This is a genomic window from Pseudomonas sp. NY8896 (genome assembly GCF_039634505.1).
Map to the genome: position 1 here is coordinate 3631951 of NZ_CP132350.1, position 19203 is coordinate 3651153.

A 19203-nucleotide genomic window follows, 5' to 3' on the forward strand; every position below is an offset into this window, starting at 1 on the left:
CCGGGCCTCCTCCTGTGAGGCCCGGGCGACCGGTTCTTGCGGCGTGGCTCAGTTCAGCCCACGCACTTCGATTTCCACCCGGCGGTTGGGCTCCAGGCACTTGATCAATTGCGCCCGCGGTTGTTGCATGTCGCAGTTGACCAGTGGTTTGCGGCTGCCTTCGCCTTGCGCGACCACCAGCTCGGCGGGCACGCCCTTGCCGACCAGGTAGGTGCGGATGGTTTGCGCCCGTTGCTTCGAAACCTGCAGGTTGCCCTGGCTGTCGCCGAGCTGATCGGCGTGGCCAGAGATGACCACCTTGCCGATGTTCGGGGTGTTCAACAGCTTGCTGGCAATCGCGCTCAGTTGGTTCTGGCCTTCGTTCTTCAGGCTCTGGAAGTCGGCGCGGCCAAAGGCGAACAGGGTGTCGGATTCCAGCGTGATGGTCTCGATCGAGCGCAGCGACTGGGCCCGCAGGCTGTCGATGTAGTTGCGTGAGCTGGACATCAGGAAGGCGTTGTCGAGGATGCGTGGCACGTCCGGCTCACGGATCTGGTCGCTGTAGAAGGTGATCTGGCGGCTGGCGTACAGGTAGTCCTGGTCGCCGCTGGCGTCGCTACCGGCTGCGGCCATGCGCTTGCCGGTGTGGCGGGCGATGGCCGGGTACCAGTAGTCCGGTAGGTGCGCCTTGAGGAACGCAGGGTCAGCCTTCTCGCGCATTGCCTGCGAGAGCATCACGTAGGTGTCCAGGGTCGCTTTGCCGAAGTCGGCGATCGACTGGGCGCGGTTGTCATGCGGCAGCGCCTCGGCCTCGACGCTGTCGACGCCGCTTACCGGCTGCAGCTCGCGGGTGTTGCGTTGGTAGACCTTGAGCGTGGTCAACAGGTACAGGGTACGGGTCAGGTTATCGGCCGTGGGCTTGAGCATCACGTTCTGCAGCGTGGCGAAGTAGCGGCTGCGCAGCAGCGGCTCGACCGCATGGCCCTGGTACAAGCCCAGGCGCATGCCAAGCGGCACGCCCTGCTCGTGGTGTTGCTGATAGTAGTGCGCGGCCCAGAAGCGCAAGCGGTCAAGGCTTCTCCAGGCGGTGTACTGGCCGCTGCCAGCCTGGTCGTCGGCCTTGGCCTGAGCCAGCTCGCCGGCAATGCTGGCTAGGGTGGCGCGGTTGTTCAGGTACGACCAGCCCCACAGGCTGCAGAGCACCAGCGCTGCCAGGCCGGCGGCGCCAACCCACCCGGCCTTGCGCCGGCGCTCGCGGTGGTTGCTGGTGTACAGCGCCACCAGGTGCTGGTCGGGAATGATGACCTTGCGGAACAGGCTGTTGATGAACAGGGGGGCTGGCTGGCTGCCGGCAGTGCCAGAACCTTCAACCTGCTCGAGTGCGAAGCGTTCGGCCACATGCTGGCCGTGGCTGCCCCACTGGGCCTCGTCGGCTTGCAGCGCAGCGGTGAAATAGAACCCGCGCAGCAACTCTGCATTCTGGTAGGGGTTGGCACGCAACAGGCTGTCGACGAATTGCTGCAGGCGCGGCTTGAGCGCGGCCAGCTCCAGCGGGAAGCGATAGGCCGCGTTGTTCTGCCGAGTGACCTGAATGTCCTGGTGTACCAGTTGTTGGCCAGCCACCTGTCGCCAGTAACTGGCCAGCTCGTCCATCGCGTTGCCAAAGCGCTGGCCCCAGTCGGCCTGCTCGTAACCCTTGTGCGAGAAGGTTTTGCCCATCACTTCACCACGCGCAGCGTCGTCCAGCTGGCGATAGAACGGCGTGAAACCGGGGATCAGATCGCACTTGGTGAAGACCAGATAGATGGGCAGGCGCACTTCGAGCAGTGCGCAGCTTTCCTGGATGCGTTCGCGCAGGCGTTTGGCCACGCGCTCCTGGTCCTCGGCCGAGCCATGCAGGATGTCGGCGATGCTGACGCTGACGATCAAACCGTTGAGCGGGCGGCGCTGGCGGTGCTGGCGCAGCAGTTGCAAGAAGCCACGCCACTTGCCGGCTTCTTCGGGGCTGTTCATGTAGCGCCCGGCGGTGTCCAGCAGCACCGCTTCGGAGCTGAAGAACCAGTCGCAGTTGCGCGTGCCGCCCAGGCCTGCGACCCGTGCGCCTTCGCGCTCGGCGTAGGGGAAGTTCAGGCCCGACTGCAGAATCATCGTGCTCTTGCCCGCGGCCGGCTGGCCGATCACCAGGTACCAGGGCAGGGCATACAGCGCGTCCTTGGCCGAGGCGCCGCGCGCTTTGTTGCTGTGCAGGCGCTCGATGCTCTGCAGCAGGCGCTCGCGCAACAGGCTGACCTCTTCCCGGTCGGCCGGGGTGGCGCTGAGTACGGCCTGGTCGGCGTCGTCGCGCAGCAGGCCTTCGAGGTTGTGGTGCTGGCCAGCACCGCGGTACAGCAACAGTACATAGCCCGCCGACAGCAGCAGAAACGCACCGATACCCGCCAGCAAGCTGTGCAGCGAGGCAAAGCCCAATGCACGGCCGATGGCCCAGACCAGGAAGATCGCCAGGAAGAATGCCACACCCAGCAGGTAGGGTTGGTAGCGCAGGCAGTAGTACTTGATCTTGTTCATACAGGCGTCGCATCCAGTGCATCGACGAACTGGTCGATGACGTGTTCAAGAGGTCGGTCGTAATTGTGCTGCCGTGGTGCGCCTGGTAGCGGGTTGAGCAGCTTCAGGTGCTGATGTGTGTCGGCGCATTCACTGAGCAGGCGGTAGGCGCTGTTGGCGTGGCGCGACGGGAAGCAGTACAGCCGCGGGTGCATGAAATCGTCGACCAGCAGGCTTACCGCCGGCACGTCGGGTTGCCGGCTCATGCGGGTGAGCCAGGTCAGCCAAAGGTCGGCCGTAGGGTTTTTAAGGCCACGTTCGGCCGGCAGCGGCAACTCGATACCGCCTGCAAAATCGCCATGCAGCGCGGCCCGGCTGATCTGCAGCTGGGCCAGGGCGGTGGCGCTGTCGAAATTTGGCCAGGAACCGTGTAGGGCTCGGGCGACATCAGTCAGGCTGTAATCGTGGAGAAACTTGGTGTGCACGCGGCGGAACAGGTCAAGGTCCTGGCCCTGTAGCGGGCGCAAGGCCTTGATCCGCTCGAACAGGCTGGCGCTGCCAGCGCCTTGCACGGCCTGGTGCAGCAATGGCTTGATCTGTGCGCTGAACAGCTCGCCAAGGGTGTACGGGTTGACCAGTGCAGTGCCTGCTTCACCCTTGAGCAACTGGAAGATGAAAAACGGGTAGCGCCGTTGACTGGCATCGCGCGAGCTGAGCAGGCCACCCAGCAGCCAGTTGCCGTTGCGTGCGCGGTAGTTGAAGAAACACACCGGCAGCGCGTCGAACAACGCCTGCCAGTCATCGCAGTGGCGCATGGCCGCCAGCGATGACTGCAACCAGGCGTCGAACTCGCAGACTTCCTCCGCCGCGCCATGCAGGCTGACGAAGTCCGCGCTCGACGGTAGCTTGCCGAAACAACCGATCATTGGCCGCCCCTGTCGTTCAGGGCGCTCAGCGCCTTGACGTCACCTAGGTCGGTCAGCTTGACCCCGCCAAAGTTGCGCACCACAAGGCTCACGCGACCACTGGCGGTGTTCCAGCTGAAGCGTTGCTGAATGCCATCCAGGTCGTCTACGCGGGCGCTTTCGTTCATACGCAGCAAGCCCCAGCGCCCCGGGAAGTCGAACACGGTCACCCGCGCACCGCTCAGGGTCACTACGTCCAGGCGTGCGCCAGGTGCGTTGCTGGTGCCCGGCCAGGCGAAGCGGTTCCAGCTGCTACGGCCGTTGCGGTAGTGCTGCTCCTGGCCGTCGAGGGTGAACACGATGTCGGTGAAGTTGGCCGACGGCTCCAGCATGATCTCGAAGCCGTTGTCACGGTCAGACAGGCTGGCAATCACCTGGCCCACCGAGCTGGCCTTGTCGATGCTGTTGAGCATGCCAGGGTTGACCAGCGCTGGCCCCTTGCTGTCGCCCACACCCAGGCCCTCACCGCCGGCCAGGTTGCCGATTTCGTTACGTTTGAAGGCGGGCAGCAGGCCGCTGTCCGGGTCGACGAAGCGTTGCAGGTCTTTCACCGACGCTTCATTGTTGCTGCCGCCGGCAATCGGGTAACGGTGCGCCATGACCTGTTCCCACGGTTTGGCAATCTGTTGCGCCCAGGCCTTGGCGATCTGCTGGCCGGCCGGGTCACGCAGGGCCGCCCAGGCGTATTGGATGGGCAGGCTGAACAGCCCCTGCAGTGAGCGGGACAAGCCGTCCTGGCTGGTGTCGACGCTGCTCTCCACATAGTTGCGTACGGTGGTGACTTCGCTTGGCTGGCCTTCCAAGGTTTCGCTGATCAGCTGCTTGCTGCTTTTGCCCACATCCTGCGAACGCTGGATGTTGTTCATGCGTACCTTGAGCTTGCGCAAGGCGGCCAGGTAGCGGTCCATGATGGTGCTGTCGGCGCCTTCGGCGTTGTTTTGCGCAAACACTCGCGCCACCGGCTCGAAACGTTTGGCCAGGCTGCCATCGTCCACCGCCGGCAGGGCCGGGGCGACGCTGGTGGGCAGGGCGTTCTCGGTGTCGAACAAGCCTGTGACCTTGCTCCAGAAACCGTCATCGCGGGCGGCGCCAGGGGCCGGGATCGCGTGCTTGGTCGGCAGGTCCCACTGGGTGTTGTCATTGACCGCCGCCAGCAGGTTTTTCACAGGCGAGTTCTGCACGTCACTGAGCAGGCCCAGTTGCTCGGTGGCCGAGGCCAGGTCGGTGAAGTGGCGCACACCGACGCTGCTGACCATCTTGTACCAGGCCTGGGTGTAGTCGCGCTTGTAGCGGGTCATGAACTCGCGCACGAAGTTGGCTTTTTGCACGAGCGCGTCGCCGCCTTCACCGTCCAGCACCCAGTCCGACTCGTTGCGCAGGTTGCCCGACACCAGCTTGATCAGTTCGGGCTTGACGAAGGTGTCCCAGCCCTGGCGCGTGTAGATTGCTGGCACGCCAGCGGACCCGTACAGCAGCGCACGGCCCGGTTGCGGCACCAGGTCGTTGAGGCTCAACGTCGGGAACTGGCGGCTCGACTCAAGTTGCAGGCGCAGGTATTCACGATCGACCAGCGAGCTGGAGATCATGAATGCCTTGAGGTTCTGCCGGGTCTCGTCGATAAGTTGCTCGTTGCGCGGCAGTGCCGGCGCCTGGCCTTGCTCCAGCAACTGCACGTAAAGCGGTGCGTTTTCTTCGATTACCCCGGCGTCGGCCGGGGCCCCTTCAGCGGCTGCACCTGTCCAGGCCTGGGGCAGGCTGGCAGCGACGAAGGCCGGATCTGGATGTATCTGGGGCTCGGTCAGCAGCAGGTACATCTTGAGCGTGTTGTAGGCGTCGATGATCGAGGCCACCTGCTGTTCGTCAAGTCGGCCGAGCATTTCTTCGGACAACGACAGGCCACCGGTGGTGGCGGACAGCTCGGCGGCATCGCTGGCGGTGGCCAGGTTGACCTTGGCGGCGTAGCCACCCAGGCGGGTGTTGGCTGCTGTGGCCTTGGCGGCCAAGGCAGGGGCGAGAGGCTTGCCGTTGCGTTTTTTAGGCAGCGGCGCTGGGGTGAACTCCAGTTCCTGGTTGATGCCGTTGGCGAATGTGTTGAACGCGCGCATCTGCACTTGCAGGCTGCGGGTGATCGGCTCAAGCGCCTGGCTGCGCAATTGCGCCAGGTATGCGGCACTGCTCACCTGATGGACTGCTTCACCGTGGTAAAGGCCAGCAGCCAACAGCAGGGGGACGCCTTGCAGGCGATGGGCTTCGACTACCGCCATCTGTCCGCGCAGCACTTCCAGGCCCTTGCCTGCGGCCAGCAGTTGCTCGCGATCCTGCGCATGTTCGATCTGCGCCAGTTGCCCGCGCAAGCCATCGAGCCACTGCCGGTTGTTGATGAACGACAATGCCTGCCAGCCGATGAACAGGACACCCGTGGCAACGGCCAGGCCCAGTAACAGCGGGCTGAACGTGGCCTGCCGGCCCAGGCGTGACTGGTACAAGGTCAGGTCGCGGTCCGGGAATATCACCTGGCGGAAGGTGTCGGTGATGAAGTAGCTGCGGTTGCCCACGGGCTTGCCAGCACGTTCGGCAGGCTCATCGTAGGCCGCTTGCAAGGCGAACTCGTCGGCGATGACGTCTTCATAGACTTGTCCCAGCTGCTGCCCGGTCTGCAGCGCACTGGTGAAGTACAGGCCACGCAGCAGCAGCGGGGTCCCGCCGCGATGGCCACGCGTGAAGTGGTCGAGGAATTGCTCGAGTACATCGCTGAGGGCGGCGAAGTACTGCGGGAAGTTCAACAGCGCACTGTCGGCCTCGGCGCCGAGGGCGATCATCTGCGCATCGACGTGCTGGCGAACGTGACCCTGCAAGTTCTTCAGGCGCGTCTGCAGCACGGCGTGCAGGCCACTGTTGCGGATTTCCGACAGGCCAAAGGTCATGCCCAGCGGTTGCTGGCGCTCATGCAGGTCGAGGCCGTCGAATGCCTGGCTGAAGCCCGGTAACTGGTCGGTCTTGCTCAGCATCAGGTAGACCGGCGGGTTGGCGTCGAGGCATTCGGCGTATTCTTCTACCCGTGCCACCAGCTGCGCCGCCAGGGCATTGCGCTCATCGCTGTTGGCCGCCAGCAGCTCGGGCAGGCTGACCACCAGCACCAAGCCATTGATCGCCGCCTTGCCGCGTTGCTTGCGCAACATGCGCAGGAAGGCCGAGAACTCACTGGCTGACTGGTCGTCGCGCAAGTAGCGCCCGGCGGTGTCGATCATTACGGCGTCGGGGCTGAAGTACCAGTCACAATGCTGGGTACCGCTTTCACTGTCGTTGGCCGTGGCGATGCTGGCCGACAGACCGGAATGGGTCAGCAGCGAGGTCTTGCCGGCAGCGGACATGCCCACCACCAGGTACCAGGGCAGGTCGGACAGCGCCGCCTTGCCGCCGCCACCGGCTGAGCGATCGGTGCGCAGCATGGCGATGGCGTGCTTCAGGCGCTCGCGCAATACCTGTTGGTCTCGGAACTCACCCGTGGCGTTCCACGAGCGGTCGACTTCGATTTGCAGCAGGTTCTCCAGGTTGTGCTCGGCGCGGATGCGCTGGTACTGGCGCAGCACGATCACCAGCAGGAAGCAGGCACTGATGATGGCCAGCGCTTCAGGTACGTGATGACGCAGCCACGGCACCAGCGGCGCGACCAGCCAGCCAATCAACAGGCTCGCCAGCCACAGCAATGGCAGCAGCACCCAGAAACTCTTCAACAGACGCAGTAATGTTTTCATGTCTTCCTGACTCGGCTACCTGATGTGTGCTCAGGCACTGAACAGCTGGCGGATTTGTTCGGACAGGGCGGCAACGTCCTTGTCCAGCAACCAGTCAAGCGTCAGGTACACGGCGACGCAGACCAGCGCGATCAGCGCCAGATACACCCACAGCGGCACTTCATGGCGCAGCATCTGCGACACCTGGTCGGGCAGTGCCCAGTCCGGTGACAGCGCTTTGGGCGCCTTGCGGTAGCGGGCAATGTCCTGGCCCAGGGTATTGGCCAGGTAACGCAGCTGGTCTTTCTGGCCAAGGCTGAACTTGCCCTCGAAGCCCAGGGCCAGGCACAGGTGGTAGACCTCGAGCACATCGACGTTTTGCTTGGTGTCAGCACGCAGCGCTTGGACTTTTTCGAAGAAACCTTCCCCGGCCAGGTGCACACCGAAATAGCGGAACTGCAACGGCTGCAGCTCAAAATGCCGACGCAGCGCGTTGTCGCCTGAGCGCAGCACGCTTTCATCAAGGAACGCGCACAGCGCGTACTGAGTGTCCTTGACCTGCTCGACGCTGTAGTTGGCCGCGCGGGCATCCCGCTCCAGGTTGGCGAAGAAGCGTTCTACGCTGCCCTCGAAGGCCGGCACCGAGGTGACCTGGCGGCCGCGACGTACGATCAGCGCCATGCTGATGAAGTCCTGGACCAGGTCCTTGAGCGTCGGTTTGTCGTTGGCGGCCGCGACGGCGCCCTGTTGCAGTACGGCTTCGGTCATTTGAGCACCGCCATCAGTTCAAGCTTGAGGTTGGTAAAGGCGCTGGGCGCATAGAAGCAGATGGCCTGGGCATTGATCATTCGCTCATACACAGTGCCGTGCGGCTCGATGGCGAAATACTGGTTATCCAGGCGCACCGGAATCGCGTTCGGTAACCGCGCGGCATGATTGAGGGTGACGCCAGGCATGGCGCTGTTGACCACCACCTCGATGTCTTCCGGCGAGCCGACCTTGAACGCTCGGGGCACCAGTTCCAGCAGGCTGGCACCGGGCATGTCGGCGTGCACGGCAATATAGAAGTCGGCTTCGGCCAGGCGTGGGTCGTGCAGCTGGCCTTGCCAATGGGACGGTTTGGTCTGGGTCAGGTTGATGACGATGCACTGGTTGGGCACCACGTTGTCGAGCATTACGCGGATCATTTCGTCCAGTTTCACCAGCGATGCCGCAGGGTCCTGGTGGTCGTACTCGGGGATGTCGCTGAGCTGGGTGTCCAGGGTGAAGGTCAGGAGCCCGCCGGCCAGGTCGGCGAGGAACAGGTACAGGCGCTCCGGGTGCAGGCGCGGATGGGCCAGCAGATGCGCCAATTGCGGGTGGGCACGGTTGACCGTGTTCAACAGCCAGAACAAGGTGACGTCGCTGGAGCCGAACTCGGCGATCTGGTCGGCGCGCTCGCGGCGTCGGCCGGACAGCGCCTTGCTCTTGGCCTGCAGGGCACCGAGCAGGCGTTTGCCGAGGCTGGTGATGGTTTCGTGGCTGCCCAGGTGCAGGGTAGGGTGGACGAAATGCGGGTCGAGGTTGAAGCCGCCCATGCTGTTGCGTGTCAGCTTCGCCAGCGGGCAGTAGCTGTAGCCATCGAGGCTGTCGCCGTCGACCAGCATGACCACGTTCAGGCGCAGGCTGGTGATCTCGTTCTCCAGCTCACCTTCATTAAGGTCGGGCAGGGTGTCGAACTGCTTGCGAAAGCGCCGTGCGGCCTTGTGCTCGTGGCCATCCTCGACGTAATTGAGGCCGAATGGCTCGGGCAGCTTGAGCGCGGCATAAACCTTCAGGTCGTTGGCCTTGAGCAGGTCCTTGAGGTCACGCGCGGCCGGCAGCGGATCGTGCTGCGGAGCGTCGTACAGGCTGCCATCAGGGAACACCAGCTTCAGGCGCTTGAGCTGCAGCGAACCGTTGGCCAGGGCGTCTTCGTCCACCTGCAGCGCCTGTACACCCCAATGGAAAGGAGTACTGCGCAGGGTCGCCTCAGCCAACTGGTGCTGGTGGAACTCGTCCTGGTACTGGAAGTGCTGGGGCAGCAGGAACATGCCTTCCGACCACATCACCCGGCTCTGCTTGCTCATTTGACGCTATCCACTAAAGAGTTGAAGGTTGAATCCATGGCGTTGCTGGCCGACTGGCTGGCGGCGTCGCTGGCTTTTTGGATGACCGCGTCCTGCACCTTGTCGGTGAGCGTCGGGGCGGCATCCTTGGCCTTCTGCGCCGCCGCGAGCTGGTCGGCAGTCGGGGGTTTGTTCAGCACATCCACGCCCCGCATGGCACTGATTTCGGTTTTATCCACCAGTACCCGCAGCCCGTCGGATGAGAACCAGATGCCGTCCTTGCGCAGCGAGTTTGCGTCGAAGGCGACTTTCCAGCGTGCGCCTTGTTCATCACGGAAGAACGCCGCCACGCCGACGTAGCGAGCGCTATTGGCCAGAGGCCACTGGTCGATCTGGCCAATGCCCGGTAGCAGGGTGATCTCGCGGGCTTCCACCAGGGTATTGCCCAGTGCCTTTTCCGGGGTATCCCACAGGGTTTCGGCATCGGTTGCGGCGAAGCGCTCAAGGTCGGTCAGCTGGTACACGCGCATCACCACCGACAGCGGCTTGCCCTCGGTATCGGGGTTGAGCTGGTTGCCGCCGTCGGAGGTCAGGATGACCTTCTCGCTGTCAGCCAGCATGTCGGCCGCCCAGCTGTCCTCCATGCGTTTGCCGATACGGTCGGTGACCCCGCAGCCCGCCAGCGCCAGCAGCAGGGCGGCGGTGGTCAGGCGCTTGAAGGCGATGTGCTTGTGTTGCATGACGGCTAAACCTCCGGGTACTGGTCAGGCCAGGCGATAGGCGAAATCGCCATCGCTGCCCAGTTCGATCACAAGGCGCTCGATCGGTGTGTCCTGGGCCATGCGTTCGAGCACACGCTGGGCGAGCTCGGGCATCAGGGTTTGCGACAGGATGTTGTCGATGTTGCGTGCGCCGCTGTCGACCTCGGTGCAACGGGCGGCGATGGCTTTGACCAGCGCCTCGTCGTAGCCCAACTCGGCCTGGTGGTTGCGGGCGAAGCGCTTGGCGATACGCTCGAGCTTGAGGGCGACGATGCGCTCGAGGATCTGGTCCTGCACCGGGTAGAACGGCACGATGTTCAGGCGGCCGAGAAACGCCGGCTTGAACACTTGGTTGAGCTCGTTGCGCAGGCCTTCGACGATGGCCTCTGGCGTTGGCAGCTCGGTGGCATTCAGGCAGGTTTGCATGATGCGTTCGGTGCCGGTGTTGGAGGTGAGGATGATCACTGTGTTGCGGAAGTTGATCTCGCGGCCTTCACCGTCGTCCAGCACGCCCTTGTCGAAGACCTGGAAAAACAGTTCGAGTACGTCGGGGTGGGCTTTTTCCACCTCGTCCAGCAGCACCACGCTGTAGGGTTTGCGGCGTACCGCCTCGGTCAGCACGCCGCCTTCGCCGTAACCGACGTAGCCGGGGGGCGAGCCTTTGAGGCTCGACACGGTGTGGGCCTCCTGGTACTCGGACATGTTGATGGTGATCAGGTTGCGCTCGCCGCCGTACAGCGTATCGGCCAGGGCCAGGGCAGTTTCGGTCTTGCCGACGCCGCTGGGGCCGAGCAGCAGGAACACGCCGATGGGTTTGTTGGGGTCTTCCATGCGCGCACGGGAAATCTTGATGCGTTTGCCGATTTCCTGCAGGGCATGGTCCTGGCCCAGTACGCGCTCGCCCAGCAGGGCCGGCAGGCGCTGTACGGTATCGATTTCGTCGCGCAGCATCTTGCCCAGCGGGATGCCGGTCCAGCCGCTGATGACCTGGGCAATGGCGCCGCTGTCGACCAGGGCGTGGACCAGTGGCTGGTCACCTTGCACACGGGCCAGTTCGGCGCGCAGGGTATTGAGCTGCTCGGCGTCGGTGTCGTTGGCGGCATCCAGTGCCTTGAGTTGCTCGACCAGTTCCAGCTCCTGTTGCCACTGCGCGATGAGCTGCTGCTCGCGCTGCTGTTCGGTCTGCAACGCGGCCTGCAGCTCGCCTAGGCGACGGGCATGGTCATGGCCTTTGCCCGCTTCGTGGCCAAGAACGGCGATTTCTGCCTGCAGGTTGTCGATCTGCCGACGGCAGTCTTCCAGCAAGCCTGGCTGCGACGACTGCGCCAGGGCGATGCGGGCGCAGGCGGTGTCGAGCACGCTAACGGCTTTGTCGGGCAGCTGGCGGCCGGTGATGTAGCGGTTGGACAGGCGCACCGCTTGTACCAGCGCTTCGTCCATCACCGCCACCTTGTGGTGCTCGCGCATCTTGCCCAGTAGCCCGCGCAGCATGTGAATGGCTTTGTCTTCATCAGGTTCTTCGACCTTTACTACCTGAAAGCGGCGGGCGAGGGCGGCGTCTTTCTCGAAGTACTTCTTGTATTCGGCCCAGGTGGTGGCGGCGATGGTGCGCAGTTCGCCACGGGCAAGGGCCGGCTTGAGCAGGTTGGCGGCATCGTTCTGCCCGGCCTGGCCGCCAGAACCGATCAGGGTGTGGGCTTCGTCGATGAACAGGATGATTGGGTGCAGGCTGCGCTTGACCTCTTCGATGACCGCTTTCAGGCGGTTTTCGAACTCGCCCTTTACCCCGGCGCCCGCCTGCAGCAGGCCCAGGTCAAGGGTGTGCAGGGCCACATCCTTGAGCACCGCTGGTACATCGCCCTGGGCGATTCTCAGGGCCAGGCCCTCGACCACGGCGGTTTTGCCGACCCCGGCTTCACCGGTGAGAATCGGGTTGTTTTGCCGGCGACGGGTGAGGATGTCGACCATTTGCCGCACTTCGAACTCGCGGCCCAGGACTGGGTCAATGCGGCCTTCGCGGGCACTTTGGGTAAGGTTGACGGTGTACTGGTCCAGCGCTGGGGTCTTGCCCCCAGCTTTAGTGCTGCTGGCAATCGGTGCTGCGGGGCTGGCCAGGGGGCTGGCCTGCCGCGACTCGGCGCTACCTTCGACCAGTGCGGCAAGGTTCAGGCGCAGGTCATTGGCATTGATCTTTTCCAGCTCCGGTGCCGAAGCCATCACCACTCGGCGCAGTTCGGCATCATCAAGCAGGGCTTGCAGCAAGTGGCCGCTGCGTACTTGGCCAACGCCATACTCGATCGATGCCAGCAACCAGGCCTGCTCGATCATGCGGGTGATGTGCGGCGACAGCGCTGGGGTACGGGTATTGCCTTTCTTGAAGGTGCCCAGGGCGGTGACCAGTTGCGCCTGCAGGCGCTCGGTGACGACCTCATAGTGGCGCAGGATCGGTGCCAGGTCATTGTCACTGCTGTCGAGCAGTTGCAGCAGCAGGTGCTCAACCTCGACATCGTAGTGATGCTCCGACAGGCACAGGGCCGCCGCGCTTTCGGTGGCCGTGCGGCTGGTTTCGTTTAGCTTGGCGAACAGAGACTTCAGGTTCACAAGGCGACCCCATCGTAAGGAATGTGGAAAACGGCGCAACGCGAAGGCTCCGCGTCACGGCCAGGGCGTTTGAGCCAGCCCAGCCAGCCCAAGGCGACATTGCCTTTGCGGCCGAGCTGGGCGCGTGGCACTGCCTCGCGCTTGAGGCGCGGGGCGATTTCGAAGTCCAGCCCGGCACCTATATAGAAGCGCACCAACTCGACCAGCTTGCGATAGCACTCGGTGCCCGGCTGAAAACGCTGGTAATCGGCCAGGCTCAGTGGGCCCAGCTCGATGCGAATGCACGATTGGTAATCCCAGGTTCGCTTGCCCGCTACGGCGCTTTGGCCGAGCTGGGCGTTGCGCCGCCCAAGCTGGGTGCGCTGTTCAGGCGGCAGGTGCAACCAACGACCGGCGAACTGCTTGACGTGGATCGGCAACGAGAAATAGAAGCCGAGCATCCGTTCGAGGTTCAGCGCATTGCGCGGCTTCTGGCTGAGCAGGCCGGCAAAATAGCTGAACAGCTCACGACGCAATACTGACGGTTGTTCTTCGAACTTCAGTTTTTGCGCGCGCGGCCCGAAGCCCGCCAGGTTGAGCAGGTAGCCATCGAAACCCGAGGTGCCATTGCGCTCGTGCTCGATATGGAACTTGTATTTTTGCCAGGCCTCGTAGAACAGCGTGGTCATACGGTGCGAGAAGATGTCGAGAAACGCATGGGCGGCATCGTCGCGGTATTGCACATGGCGCTCGAGCAGCAACTCGGTATACGGGCGCGGCAGCACGCCCGACGGCCCGACCAGGCCCATGAAGGTAACCTGCACTTCCGACAGTGGCAGGCCAGCCGGCGATAGCTTGCCTTCGCGCTCAAAGTGCAGGTCGCTGACCTCGCTGGCCGGAAATGCTAGCGACAACTGGGTGCGGAAACGCAGCGGGTCTTCATGGGGCCGGGTTGCCAGGTCCATGCGACCGGTGCGGCTGTAGTGCAGGCGGAGCAGGCGCACCAATTGAAAGAATTCGAATCGGTGCGGCTCGGCTCGGGCCTGATCGATCAGACCAGGGGCTGATCGCCAGTGCGTGCTGGCCATTGGACGATTCTCTTTTCTCGTTGTTGGGTACGCAGGGTCAGTTGGGTGAAGCTGTTCATCGAGCAGTACTGGCCGAAGAAGTGGTCCAGCACCATGCCGAACAGGAACACGCCGCTGCCGGTGTATTGGTGCTCGTCGAGGGTGAGGGTAATGCCTACGCCCCGCACAAAATTCGGCCGCGGATGGCCGATGCGCGCAACCACTGGCTCGCTGCTGATGGCCTTGATGCCATTGATCTGTTTGCGGATGGCCGACACGTTGCGGTAGTTGTAGAGCGACAGCAGTTCCAGCAGCACTTCGCGGCCTTGGCTGACCAGCGACATATGGTTCAGCGACAGGTGCGCGATCAGCCGCCAGATCAAGCCTTTTCCCAAGGGCACGCGCACGGTGGCAGTGGGCTTGCGCAGGCAGCGGATGTCCTTGATTACCGAGTTGGCGGGAATGTTGAAATCGCCACGCTCGCCACCGAACGGCAGCATCAGCGGCACATCGCGGTTGCTGCAGGTGAGGCCGATGCTGAGGGTGTCGCTGCTGGCGCCGATCAGCTCCAGGTCACGGTCGACCACGCGGATGCTCATGGCCGTGGCGTCACCCTGATTGCGCCGACGGGCGACCCAGAAGCTGCTGTGCGGGTCCTGTTCGCCACGGGGCTCGAAAAACGGCAGGCAGGTGGTGACCTGGTCGATGCCGCCAAGTTTGCGCACCCGGCGCACGCGGTCGATCGACACCACTTCGGCAGCGTTGTGCAGCCGGGTATCAGGCGTGACCGGGTACTCGTGCTGGGTGTGGGTCAGCTTGATCGGCTCGGCCTGCTGGCGGAACAGATTGATGATTGGCGTGCAGTTGAGCTTGAAATTGTTGCGCCCGATGTTCTGCGTCAGCCGCGCCAGGCGCTCGCTGAGGTCGTAGTCGGAAAAATAGAAATTGATCTCGACCTGCTCGATAGCCTTGCCTTGCAGGATGCGTGCAAAACCACTGAGGTCGAAGAACATGAATTTGTCGGGGAAGGTGAAATACTCGTGCAGCAGCCGGTAGCCCAGGAACGAGCGCTCGGAGTAATCCACCAGGCCTTCGTCACGGGTAAAACCCACGGCCTTTAGCGCACCGGCTGGCAGCGCGACTTCACGGCTGCGGCCCTCGTCGTGGAAGCTCAGGGTGGCCTTGGCCAGGTTGTTGAACAGCAACTCATATAGATGCAGCATCAGCGTGGCTTCGCCGTCGAGGAAAAACCGCAGGCGGTCCATTTCCATCTGCCCGAACAGGGCATCACCTGTGGCGGTCAGGCGGATACGCAGGCGTGCGACCAGGTCGGCGCTGTGGCCATTGAATGCCGAGCGTTCCATTTCGGCGAACGAGGCCTGTTGCACGGCAATCGGCCACAGCTCTACGGGGTAACAGGTGCGGAACTTGCACACCACGCCCTCGACGGCATTGGCATGCATTTCGGTATGGCGCGCCACGTGGTATGCCTCGGTGACTTTCTCATGCCTGCCCAGGCTCAACTCGGCAATCGACATGGACGGGGTCGGGCGCAGGTAATGCGGGTACAGCACCTCGAGGAAGGATTCGACGATTTCCGGGAACTCGTCATCGAGCTTCTTGTGCACCCGCGCAGAAAGGAACGAGAACGCCTCGATCAGGCGCTCGGTATGCGGGTCCTCGCAGTTGTCGCCCTCGATCAGCAAACGAGAAGCGATTTTCGGGTACTGCGCAGCAAACTCCTGGCCGAGGAAGCGCAGGTGCGACAGTTCCTTTTCGTAGTAGGGCAGCAGTTCGTCGAGCATCAGTTGAGGTTCTGCACTTTGTATTCCTGGGTGTTGACCTGCAGCACGGCGTCGAACGACACCTGGCGGCTGATGTCCTGCAGACGCAACACGGCGTCCACGCGGAAGGTCAACATGCGGTGGCCGTCCTGCTGGGCCAAGAGCTGCACACGGACCCGGCGAAAGCGCCGGTCGCCGGTGCTTATCGCACGCTCCAGCTGCTGCTGAATAAGACGACGATCGTGTGGGTCGAGCACGCTGCGGCTGATGAAGTCAGGCATGCCGTATTCAAGGATGGAACCACCGAGTTGGCTGAAACCGTCGAGCGCCTCGGCGACCAGCGATTGGCGGGTATTCACCAGCACTTCCAGGTCGCGGACGATGCTGGCCTTGTACTCGGCCAGCGAGCAGGTACGCTGCGCGGCCGGCTCGGCCGACTGATAGGGACGGTCGTCCAGCAGTCGGTCGAGCAGCGAGGGCAGCAGGCGGGCCTGGTTACTCATGTGTCATCCCTGTACACAGCGGGCTGTCAGCCGCGCGCGCCTTGTGGCAGCTCGGCGACCAGCCGCAGCGAGGCGGTCAGTTCGTCCAGTTGGTAGTGCGGGCGCAGGTACGTGACGGCCTTGTACACGCCTGGCTTGCCTGGCACCTCGAACACCTCGGCGCGGGCCTCACGCAGCGGGAACTTGGCCTTGGCTTCCTGGCTGGCGGTATCGTCGAGCAGCACATAGCTGGCCAGCCACTGGTTGAGGAAGCGCTCCACGTCCATGCGCGAGGCGAAGCTGCCGATCTTGTCGCGCATGATCGCCTTCATGTAGTGGGCGATACGCGAGGTGGCGAAGATGTATTGCAGTTGGGCCGACAGGCGTGCATTGGCATTGGCGATGTCGGTGTTGTACTGCTTTTGCTTCTGCGCCGACTGGGTGCCGAAGAAGGCGGCATAGTCGGTGCCCTTGCAGTGCACCAGAGGGATGAAGCCCAGGTCCGACAGCTCTTTTTCGCGGCGGTCGGTAATGGCGATTTCGGTAGGGCACTTGAGGGCGATTTCGCCATCGTCGGTGTTGAAGGTGTGGGTCGGCAGGCCTTCGACCAGGCCGCCCCCTTCCACGCCGCGGATGGCCACGCACCAGCCGTAGCGGGCGAAGGCATCGGTGACGCGGGTGCCAAGGGCATAGGCGGCGTTCATCCACAGGTACTTGTTGTGGTCGCGGCCGTCGACGCTTTCGACGAAGTTGAATTCCTCCACCGGCGTGGTATCGGGGCCATACGGCAGGCGGCCGAGCACGTGGGGCAGGGTGAGGCCGACGTAGCGGGAGTCTTCCGATGCGCGGAACGACTTCCACTTGGCGTATTCGACGGTGTCGAAGATCTTCGCCAGGTCACGCGGGCCGGACATCTCGGTGAACGAGTCCCAGCCGAACAGTTCAGGGGAGGCGGCGGAGATGAACGGCGCGTGCGCCGCTGCGGCCACGTGCGAGATCTCTTCCAGCAGGTACATGTCTTCGGGGTTGCGGTTGAACTCGTAGTCGCCGATCAGCATGCCGAACGGCGCACCACCGAAGGTGCCGTATTCTTCTTCGTAGACTTTCTTGAACAGTGCGCTCTGGTCGAATTCGCTGGCGGCCTTCAGGTCACGTACCAGGTCTTTCTTCGAGGCATTGAGCAGGTGAATCTTCAGCGTGGTGCTGGTTTCGGTCTGGTCTACCTGGTACTTCAGGCCACGCCAGGAAGCTTCCAGCTGCTGGAACTCGCGAGCGTGCATGATTTCGTTCATCTGCTCGGAGAGCATCGCGTCGATTTCGGCGATACGCGAATCGAGCACGGCGATCAGGTCCTTGCTCGGGGTCATTTCGCCTTCGAGCACCTGGTTCACCAGTTCGCCGATCAGGTCGCGGGTGCGGTTGCGCTCGGTGTCGGAACGGGCCACGCGGCTTTGCGAAATGATGCTGTCCAGCAGCGAGGGCTGTGGGGCGAAGTTTTCCACTTCGACCAGTTCGCCGGCCTGTTGCGGTGCGGTTTGCTTGTCGGTCATGTTAAGGCTCCTGCTCAGGCGCGATCGCTGCTGGATGGGTCTTTCACTTCGGCTTCACGGCCGAATTCCTTGCCCAGGGTCTTGAGCTTTTCGGTGTTTTGCAGCACGTCCATCAGCAGCTCTTCGAGCTTGTCGTTGCCGCCCATCTTGTTGCGCAGGTCGGCCAGTTTGTTGCGCACTTCCAGCAGCTTGCGCAGTGGCTCCACCTGCTTGACCACGTTCTGTGGCTCGAAGTCTTCGAGGCTGTTGAAGTTCAGTTCCACGCCCAGCTGGGTGCCGTTCTTGGCCAGGGTGTTGTCGACGCGGTAGGTCAGGCGTGGCTTGATACCCTTGAGCACACCGTTGAAGTTGTCGCGGTCGATGAAGACGAACTTGCGGTCCTTGAGCTTGGGCAGCGGCTCCAGCGGGTTGCCGGAAAAGTCGCCCAGTACGCCGACGACGAAGGGCAGCTCCTTTTTCTCGATGGCATCGCCGATGTCCACGTCGTAGGTGATATGGACCCGAGGCGCGCGGACGCGGTCGAGTTTGTGCTGAGTGCTTTCCTTCTTCGCCATCGTGTTCTCCAGTGCGAGCAGTTCGCTGCGAATCATTGCGCGGCCCGGTAAGGGGCGTTGCGGGTTACAGGCCTTCGATCGTCAGCAGCAGGCGCTGACGGATGTCGTCGTTCATTTCCAGAATGTTGTCGCGGCCCACCAGCTCTTCGAAGCTGGTATTGCCGGCAATTTGCGTGCTGCTACGGATGACCGAGTCGTCGGGAAGTTCCGAACGCACCGGTGAGCTGATGACGCAGAACGGCAGGTCACCAAAGCCCTTGAGGCGCTCGAAGCTCAGGCTGTAGCGCAGGCCGTCGAACAGCCGGCCAAGGCCTGGCGACTTGCTCAGGCAGTAGAACAGCACCAGATAGTGCACCACGAAGCGGTACAGCTCGGCGCTGCTGCGGTTGGGGTCTTTGATGACGTTGCGAAACCGCGCCAGTTCAAAGGCGTGGAAGCCCACCACCCAGCGCGTCGGGCTGGTGATGCGGATGACCTGGCCGCTCTGTGCCAGGGCCTTGTCGTACTCCAGCGGGAACAGTTCGGGGGTGGTGCTGATCAGGTTCAGCGGCACTTCCAGTTCGTTGACCAGCTGAAACGGCGCGGCCGAGCCGATGCGATCGAAGAGTTCGATCAGGGACTGGAAATGGCCCTGCGTTTCGCGCCCGCTGCTGCGCTGGGCGCCTTGCAAGTATTCGCCAAACAGGGTTTGTGGACGGATCAGCGGCGCCACGGTGGCAAGGTAATCCGCCGCCTGCGCCTTCAGCGCATCGGAGATCGCCCGCGTCTGGCTACGCAGCTTGATCAGTGCTTCGACATCGAATGTCTGGGTCATCGGTGCATCGTCCATGTGCCTGCTTGATCGTCCTGAAACGCCAATGGCGCGGACCTGAAATAGAGCCTTCGGCGGCGGTAAATTTGAGTGCTGGCACATGAATATTGTGTTGCCAGCAATGCCGAGTAGGGCACCTCGCTGCACAAGAAGTTCCGGCGAGGGGGGCGATTTATTGCCCGTATTGTGATGCGGCGCAATAATGGCGCTGTGATATTGGCGGGGTGTCCTGGGCGCGGAAAACGGCGGTTCAAGCCCTAAATCAGGGGGGCGAGTGGGGCCGGATATCGATGAAAATTAGCGGC

13 protein-coding genes are annotated in these 19203 nt (G+C 63.1%); all 13 read right to left on the bottom strand.

What is annotated here, in order from left to right:
• Positions 1–48: 48 nt before the first annotated feature.
• Complete coding sequence (gene tssM / locus Q9451_RS16275) at positions 49–2544, bottom strand: type VI secretion system membrane subunit TssM (protein ID WP_012272408.1); 2496 nt, start codon at positions 2542–2544, stop codon at positions 49–51.
• Complete coding sequence (tagF, locus tag Q9451_RS16280) at positions 2541–3449, bottom strand: type VI secretion system-associated protein TagF (protein WP_012272407.1); 909 nt, start codon at positions 3447–3449, stop codon at positions 2541–2543. Before tagF ends, tssM begins: the two co-directional genes overlap by 4 nt.
• Entirely contained in the window at positions 3446–7243 is a 3798-nt protein-coding gene (locus tag Q9451_RS16285) for a type VI secretion protein IcmF/TssM N-terminal domain-containing protein (RefSeq protein WP_012272406.1), read from the bottom strand. Before Q9451_RS16285 ends, tagF begins: the two co-directional genes overlap by 4 nt.
• A 30-nt stretch (positions 7244–7273) precedes the next feature.
• Complete coding sequence (icmH, locus tag Q9451_RS16290; RefSeq protein ID WP_012272405.1) at positions 7274–7990, bottom strand: type IVB secretion system protein IcmH/DotU; 717 nt, start codon at positions 7988–7990, stop codon at positions 7274–7276.
• On the bottom strand, positions 7987–9330 hold the full coding sequence (tssK, locus tag Q9451_RS16295) for a type VI secretion system baseplate subunit TssK (protein ID WP_012272404.1): 1344 nt from the start codon (positions 9328–9330) through the stop codon (positions 7987–7989). Before tssK ends, icmH begins: the two co-directional genes overlap by 4 nt.
• A complete protein-coding gene (tssJ, locus tag Q9451_RS16300; protein WP_012272403.1) occupies positions 9327–10049 on the bottom strand; it encodes a type VI secretion system lipoprotein TssJ in 723 nt (240 codons plus the stop codon). Before tssJ ends, tssK begins: the two co-directional genes overlap by 4 nt.
• Before the next feature lie 24 nt (positions 10050–10073).
• A complete protein-coding gene (tssH, locus tag Q9451_RS16305; RefSeq protein WP_012272402.1) occupies positions 10074–12671 on the bottom strand; it encodes a type VI secretion system ATPase TssH in 2598 nt (865 codons plus the stop codon).
• On the bottom strand, positions 12668–13738 hold the full coding sequence (gene tssG, locus Q9451_RS16310) for a type VI secretion system baseplate subunit TssG (RefSeq protein WP_012272401.1): 1071 nt from the start codon (positions 13736–13738) through the stop codon (positions 12668–12670). Before tssG ends, tssH begins: the two co-directional genes overlap by 4 nt.
• Positions 13702–15522, bottom strand: a complete 1821-nt coding sequence (tssF, locus tag Q9451_RS16315; RefSeq protein WP_012272400.1) for a type VI secretion system baseplate subunit TssF — start codon at positions 15520–15522, stop codon at positions 13702–13704. Before tssF ends, tssG begins: the two co-directional genes overlap by 37 nt.
• Positions 15522–16004, bottom strand: coding sequence for a type VI secretion system baseplate subunit TssE (gene tssE / locus Q9451_RS16320; protein ID WP_012272399.1), 483 nt, complete (start codon positions 16002–16004; stop codon positions 15522–15524). Before tssE ends, tssF begins: the two co-directional genes overlap by 1 nt.
• 26 nt (positions 16005–16030) lie before the next feature.
• Positions 16031–17533, bottom strand: coding sequence for a type VI secretion system contractile sheath large subunit (tssC, locus tag Q9451_RS16325; RefSeq protein WP_012272398.1), 1503 nt, complete (start codon positions 17531–17533; stop codon positions 16031–16033).
• Between the two features lie 14 nt (positions 17534–17547).
• Entirely contained in the window at positions 17548–18087 is a 540-nt protein-coding gene (gene tssB, locus Q9451_RS16330; RefSeq protein ID WP_012272397.1) for a type VI secretion system contractile sheath small subunit, read from the bottom strand.
• 64 nt (positions 18088–18151) lie between these two features.
• A complete protein-coding gene (locus Q9451_RS16335; protein WP_012272396.1) occupies positions 18152–18901 on the bottom strand; it encodes a hypothetical protein in 750 nt (249 codons plus the stop codon).
• Positions 18902–19203 lie beyond the last annotated feature (302 nt).

What these genes read in the sequence shown, in the direction of transcription:
- tssM (WP_012272408.1), bottom strand. Translation starts at nt 2,544, where the DNA reads ATGAACAAGATCAAGTACTACTGCCTGCGCTACCAACCCTACCTGCTG.
- tagF (WP_012272407.1), bottom strand. Translation starts at nt 3,449, where the DNA reads ATGATCGGTTGTTTCGGCAAGCTACCGTCGAGCGCGGACTTCGTCAGC.
- Q9451_RS16285 (WP_012272406.1), bottom strand. Translation starts at nt 7,243, where the DNA reads ATGAAAACATTACTGCGTCTGTTGAAGAGTTTCTGGGTGCTGCTGCCA.
- icmH (WP_012272405.1), bottom strand. Translation starts at nt 7,990, where the DNA reads ATGACCGAAGCCGTACTGCAACAGGGCGCCGTCGCGGCCGCCAACGAC.
- tssK (WP_012272404.1), bottom strand. Translation starts at nt 9,330, where the DNA reads ATGAGCAAGCAGAGCCGGGTGATGTGGTCGGAAGGCATGTTCCTGCTG.
- tssJ (WP_012272403.1), bottom strand. Translation starts at nt 10,049, where the DNA reads ATGCAACACAAGCACATCGCCTTCAAGCGCCTGACCACCGCCGCCCTG.
- tssG (WP_012272401.1), bottom strand. Translation starts at nt 13,738, where the DNA reads ATGGCCAGCACGCACTGGCGATCAGCCCCTGGTCTGATCGATCAGGCC.
- tssF (WP_012272400.1), bottom strand. Translation starts at nt 15,522, where the DNA reads ATGCTCGACGAACTGCTGCCCTACTACGAAAAGGAACTGTCGCACCTG.
- tssE (WP_012272399.1), bottom strand. Translation starts at nt 16,004, where the DNA reads ATGAGTAACCAGGCCCGCCTGCTGCCCTCGCTGCTCGACCGACTGCTG.
- tssC (WP_012272398.1), bottom strand. Translation starts at nt 17,533, where the DNA reads ATGACCGACAAGCAAACCGCACCGCAACAGGCCGGCGAACTGGTCGAA.
- tssB (WP_012272397.1), bottom strand. Translation starts at nt 18,087, where the DNA reads ATGGCGAAGAAGGAAAGCACTCAGCACAAACTCGACCGCGTCCGCGCG.
- Q9451_RS16335 (WP_012272396.1), bottom strand. Translation starts at nt 18,901, where the DNA reads ATGACCCAGACATTCGATGTCGAAGCACTGATCAAGCTGCGTAGCCAG.